Origin of the sequence: Candidatus Accumulibacter vicinus (assembly GCF_000584955.1) — a bacterium.
Lineage (GTDB): Bacteria > Pseudomonadota > Gammaproteobacteria > Burkholderiales > Rhodocyclaceae > Accumulibacter > Accumulibacter vicinus.
Window position 1 is genome coordinate 103,366 of record NZ_JDSS02000024.1, and the last position, 3,882, is coordinate 107,247.

Annotated in this window: 2 protein-coding genes and 2 pseudogenes; 2 read left to right on the forward strand and 2 right to left on the reverse strand. The window is 63.8% G+C overall.

Annotation, left to right across the window (positions count from 1 at the left end):
- Positions 1-388: 388 nt before the first annotated feature.
- Entirely contained in the window at positions 389-805 is a 417-nt protein-coding gene (locus tag CAPSK01_RS22700) for a hypothetical protein (RefSeq protein ID WP_273703517.1), read from the reverse strand.
- Positions 799-1,572, reverse strand: a complete 774-nt coding sequence (locus tag CAPSK01_RS11035) for a transposase (RefSeq protein ID WP_273703518.1) — start codon at positions 1,570-1,572, stop codon at positions 799-801. Before CAPSK01_RS11035 ends, CAPSK01_RS22700 begins: the two co-directional genes overlap by 7 nt.
- A gap of 225 nt (positions 1,573-1,797) precedes the next feature.
- On the opposite strand from CAPSK01_RS11035, the pseudogene CAPSK01_RS11040 reads away from it, so the two are divergent.
- Positions 1,798-2,643: pseudogene (locus CAPSK01_RS11040) on the forward strand (ATP-binding protein).
- 415 nt (positions 2,644-3,058) lie between these two features.
- Positions 3,059-3,714 (forward strand): annotated as a pseudogene (locus tag CAPSK01_RS11050) (ISAzo13 family transposase); the annotation flags it as partial.
- Positions 3,715-3,882 lie beyond the last annotated feature (168 nt).

Consider the following 3,882-nt stretch of genomic DNA (forward strand, 5'->3'; position numbering starts at 1 on the left):
CGCGTCGCCGGGACAGGTCCTCGCCCCGCATGCCCTGGCGGTGCTGCTCGCGGGAGGCGACTACGCGGCGGCCATCGGGATGCCGCCGTGGCGGTCGGTCGCCTGACGCTGACGTTCCCGGCCCGGATGCGGTATATAAGGGTGGGCATGTCTGTGCCCCTTGGCTACCGCTGTCGCACGGTCCCCACCGGCGACCTCGAAACCCTCCGCACCCTCTTCAAGGCGCCTCCTGAAGCCAACCGCCCAGTGGTTTCGCAACGCCGGTGCGCACTCGGGAAGGGGACAGCCCACGGGTGCGCTGCGCGACAGGGTCTGGCGCAGCCCGCGGCTCGTCCGTCACCAGGCCAGGCACATCCGCCTGCCCGCGGTAGGCCCCCGCCCGTCGCCCTTACAAGTGTAGGTTTTTTATCGAGCATTGGTTCTGTGGCAGAGTTGGCCAAGGTTCCGGGACAGCGTGTGCGATGGGAAGCATTTGATGGCTGAGCAAAGCGGCGATAATCAAATTCCAGCCTTGGCGGAAGATCCCAACCAAACGCCACCTGTTGTTCTGCCGCCGAGCGGCTCCGGGAACGGTCGGCAAAGTCGCGGCAGGCAAGGCCGCTTCGGCTTCACCGCCGACGGACAGCAGCCACCAAGTGGCCAAGGCCAGCGCGAGCCACAACCGTTGTGCGCGCGCGGGATCGTCCATGCGGGTGTATTGCCATTGCCAGCCACCCCGTTTCAGACGTTTGAATCCTTGCTCGATCCATGCCCGCAACCCATACCAGCAAACATCTGCTGTTTGTGGCGACAGATCGGTCAGCACCCGCCACGCTTCTTGATGACCGGCGTCCCAGCGGCCCAGCAACGTGCACTCCAGTCGAGCCTCCTTGCTGTGGAAGGCCGTGCCTTGGCTCGCAAAGGACCGACCCACGGCGGGTACCCTTGGGTCAAGGGTACCCAGTGATACTCGCCCCGAGGTCGAAACGTGCCCTGTGGATTGATGCGCAGCAGCGGGTGCCAGCCCAGTGCCTGAATCGCCTGGAATAGCCATTGGGCGTACAAGCCTCGATCGGCCAGGACAATCACGGTCCAGCCGGGTGGCACAACTTCGCTGAAGTGTTTCAACAAGGCCAGCCATTCGGGCTGCCACGGAGGCTTCTCGGTGGCGGGCAGAATTTTCCAGGCGACCGGGACAGCACAGCCACGATAGAGCACACTGATCACGAGCGCCACAAAGCGTTGGCCCAGCGTGGTCGCATCGAGGGCAATCGCCACTTGCTGGCCGGACCAGCCCTCAAGCACCCAAGCCAACCACGGTGCCCAGCACTCGCTCACATCAAGCTCGGCACGGTGCGTCCCTGCTTTCGCGCTCGCTTCGCGATACATGTCTCGCAGGCGTTCGCGCACCGTGTGGAACGATTGACCCAGCAGCGGTGCCAGTAGGCCGGCCACCGCACTCAATGCGCAAGACCGAGCGAGGATCATGCCTAGGCTCCACCACGCCAGGCCCGCCGCAAGCGGTTTGCTCAAACCCGGAAAATGCTTGGAAACAGTGGCCATCCAGGGAGAAAATTCGGGATAGCGAAACATGATTCACCTCCGGCAAAAAGCTCCGTTCTAGCCTCTCTCCACTTGTATGGGGACATCTTGTCTGGCCACCAGATGCCCACCCACAGCCGCCAAAAAACCTACACTTGTAAGGGCGCGGGTGCCCCCGTCCACCGGCATCGCGCCGCTGCTGCGCCAGCTGCTCGCCGACTACGCCGCCACGGGCCTGCCGCCGGCGTATCTGGCGTCCGACGACCAGGAGCCGGCATGAACCATCGGCTCCTCGCCCTCTACGGGCTGAAGTGGAATCCCTTCGCCGCCGACTTGCCGATTGAAGCGCTCTTTGTTCCGCCCCGGATCGAGAACTTCTGCTGGCGAATCGAGCACGCCCAGATCCGCGAAGGCGGCTTCGCGATGATTCACGGCGATCCGGGCACCGGCAAAAGCGTCGCCTTGCGCCTCCTGGACGACCGCCTGGGACGCCTGCCGGACGTGACCGTCGGCGCGATCCACCCTCCGCAGAGCAATCTGGCCGATTTCTATCGCGAAATGGGCGACCTCTTCGCCGTGCTCTTGCGACCACACAACCGCTGGGGTGGCTTCAAGGCATTGCGCGAAGTCTGGTTCGCGCCTCTGGAAACGACCCGTCGGCGGGCGGTGTTGCTGGTCGATGAAGCGCAGGAGATGAGTCCGGCGGTCCTGTGCGAGTTGCGCCTGCTCGCCAGTGAGCGCTTCGATTTGCAGCCGCTCCTGTGTGTCGTGCTGGCCGGCGATGCGCGTCTGATCGAGAAGCTACGCCGCGAGGAGTTGATCCCGCTGGGCTCCCGCATCCGCACCCGTCTCGCCACCGAGTAGGCGTCGCGCGACGAGTTGCTCGCCTGCCTGACCTCTCTGCTGAGCAGCGCCGGCAACGCCAGCCTGATGCCCCCCGCGCTCGGTCATACGCTGTGCGATCACGCCGCCGGCAATTACCGCATCCTGACTACGCTCGCCGCCGAACTGCTTGCCGCGGCGGCCCAGCGTGAATTGCCGCAGCTCGACGAGAAGCTCTACCTGGAGGTCTTCGCGTCCCCCGAGGTGCCCTCGCTGCGTCGCGTGGCGGCCGGCCGGTGAGGCACCACCGGCCAGGCGACTGCTTCGCGCGGTCGTGCCCTCACCGCCAACGACCCGAGGCAGTGGCTCCGGGCGGAACGACGCCTGCGGACCTTGGGACAGCCGACCGCAGAGCGTTCCGGTCCTTTCGTGACGGTCACCAGAACCGGAGGAGAAGAGGACCGACCCCCTGGTGACTATCACGAAAAGAGGCCGCCCACCCCAGGGCGAGCGAGCGATGACGGCCCGAGAGCGCAAGCGTGCGCAGCGGATGCGCGACCGAAGAACGGTCATCGACGCCATCGGCAACGAGACGGACGCGCCTCTCAAAGCGCTGCTGGACCTCCTGGGGCGGGTGGAGGGTTCCGAACCGGCTCGCCTTTCTGCCCGACGGGCCTGGCTGGCGTTTGGTCAGCGGTACGGATTCGGGACGGTCACGGAATGACCAGAGGCGATAGGCGACTTCAAGAATGCCGGTAAAGAATGGCAGCCCAAGGGGCACCCAGAAGAAGTCAGGGTTCATGACTTCATTGACCGAGAACTGGGCAAGGTCGCGCCCTACAGGGTTGATGACGTGACCACCAATACCGGCTGGGTGAGTGTCGGTATTGACCACGATACCGCCGAATTCGCCGTCGAGAGCATCCGGCGCTGGTGGCGTGAAATGGGACAGGTGACCTACCCGAATGTTCGCCGTCTGCTGATCACTGCGGACGGCGGTGGCAGCAACGGTTATCGCGTGCGTCTATGGCGAAGAGAGTTGCAAAAACTGGCCGATGAACTGCGCCTGACGGCTCAGGTTTGTCATCTCCCGCCTGGAACCCGCAAATGGAACAAGATCGAGCACCGTATGTTCTGCCATATCACCCGAGTTGGCGTGGACGACCGCTGGTGAGTCGGCAGGTGGTGGTGAACCTCATTGGCAACACCACAGCCGACACGGGCTTACGAATCAAGGCTGCGCTCGATGAGAACGCCTATACGTCCGGAATCAAGGTGTCCGACGAGGAACTTCCGTCGCTTGCTATCGAGCGCGACCCGTTTCATGGTGAATGGAACTACCGATTGATACCTCGGAGCAATGACAAATAAGTCATATTGTTCAAGTTGTTTTTGCTTGCTTCCTTAGACCGGGTTCAGGACCAGCAAAACAAGCCGCTTCGGTCGTTGTTCGGGATCTTGATTTCCCGGAAATCAGGGGGCCGATGTGCTTTCGCCCGGCCGAAGCCCTCGGGGCGCAGCAGATCGCGCCCCATGCGT

Coding starts and splice junctions, on each gene's coding strand:
- CAPSK01_RS11035 (WP_273703518.1), bottom strand. CDS start 1,572: ATGTTTCGCTATCCCGAATTTTCTCCCTGGATGGCCACTGTTTCCAAG.